The organism is Dietzia sp. SYD-A1 (genome assembly GCF_015356725.1).
Classification (GTDB): domain Bacteria; phylum Actinomycetota; class Actinomycetes; order Mycobacteriales; family Mycobacteriaceae; genus Dietzia.
The window spans coordinates 1-1623 of sequence record NZ_JADDKI010000637.1 but is presented as its reverse complement, the minus strand read 5'-3'; the positions used below and the strand labels follow the sequence as shown (position 1 = coordinate 1623).

Annotated in this window: 1 protein-coding gene and 1 pseudogene; one reads left to right on the top strand and one right to left on the bottom strand. The window is 70.7% G+C overall.

What is annotated here, in order from left to right:
* Window positions 1-562 (top strand): annotated as a pseudogene (locus IY392_RS17970) (hypothetical protein); the annotation flags it as partial.
* A 56-nt stretch (window positions 563-618) separates the two neighbouring features.
* Here the strand turns inward: IY392_RS17970 and IY392_RS17965 are convergent.
* Window positions 619-1623 (bottom strand): LCP family protein (locus tag IY392_RS17965; RefSeq protein ID WP_309234212.1); only part of this gene is annotated, 1005 nt, incomplete at its 5' end.

The following is a 1623-nucleotide window of genomic DNA, read 5'->3' as shown; positions in this document are numbered from 1 at the left end:
GTCTGTGGGAGAGCGGTCCGTGCGAGATCGGTCGGCGATCGCGGGCCCGGATCCCTCCGCGTCTCCGGCCCGTGCCGGGCGTGCGCGCCGCGCGGCGCTGTTCGCGGCAGCCGGGGTGGCCGTGCTGTCCGGGTCCGCCGTGCTCGGGTTCGTCCTCACCCGCGGGATACTCTCCCCAGGGGAAGACCCCGTCGCCTGCTCCCCGGTGTCCGAACCCGGCCACGTGGTGGGCGCCGGCCCCGGGTCGCTGGACACGCCGTTGGAGACGGTGCTGGCCTTCGACCACGCGTATTACGTCGAGCGCTCGGCCGAGAAGGCGTTCGAGGCGGTCTCGCCGTCGAGCCGGATGACCTTCGATCAGTTGCGTGCCGACGGGGTGGACCGGGTGCCCGAGGGCACCACCCACTGCGTGGACGCCCGGGAGTTGTCACCCACGCTCCTCGAGGTGACGCTCACCGAGTCCCGGCCCGATTCCGAGCCCGTGGTGATGAGACAGCGGGTACGGGTGGCGGAGAACCCTCACGGGACGTGGGGGATCGTCTCGATCACACCCGCCGGATGACGGACCCGCACCCGATCGACTCGCCCGCACCCGGGAGAGCGGCCCGGGCGACCGGGTCAGGGGCCGGCGTCGAGATACTCCTGGGGTGGGGTACGCCCCGAGGCGACCGCGTCGAAGAACCCCGTGGTGTTCGGGCCCCACACGAGATACGACCCCACGGAACCCGAGTCCATGCCGTCGTATGGGGCGGTCACGGTGAGGGGATCGCCCCTGAGCTTCCACATCACCCAGGCGAGGTTCCAGATGTGGTCCCCGGAGTCCACGGTGACGGCCTCCGAGGCGGAGTCGATGAGTGACACCGCGGTGAACGGGTTGAGCAGGTTCCCCGGGGACATGGTCTCGCTCATCAGCGCGCCGAGGAACTGCCGCTGGTTGCGGACCCTCTGGAGGTCCTGTTCCGCGAACCCGTAGCGGGTGCGGACGAAGCCCAGGGCCTGAGGACCCGCGAGGGTCTGACACCCGGCGGCCAGATCGAGTCCGGCGAGCGGGTCGTTGATCGGCTCCTCGATGCAGATGTCCACGCCTCCGACGGCGTCGACGATCCCGGCGAAACCGCCGAACCCGATCTCCGCGTAGTGGTCGATGCGCATGCCGGTCTGTTCCTCGAGCGTCCGGGTGAGCAGAGGCGGGCCGCCGAAGGTGTAGGCGGCGTTGAGCTTGTTCTGACCGTAGTCCGGGATGTCGACCAGAAGATCGCGCGGGAGTGAGATGAGCATGGTCCGCCCGCCGTCCCGCGGCGTGTAGACCAGCATCATCGTGTCGGTACGTTTGCCGCCGGCATCGGATTCCGACCCGGTGGACAGTTGGGCCTGCTGCTCCGGGGTGAGGCCTTCGCGCGAGTCCGTCCCGACCAGCAGCGTGATACTGCCCGGGGTGTTCCCGCCCCGGCCGGGGTAGTCCGGCAGGGCGTCGATCCGCTGGAGCTTGGAGTCCGCCCACAGGACGCTCACCACGCCCAGCGTCAGGATCAGGACGAGCACCAGGCCCAGGATCCGCATCGGCCCGAGGCGGCGTCTACCGGGTGCCCGGCCCGGCCGGCGCGCATCCGCCGGCCCGTACCC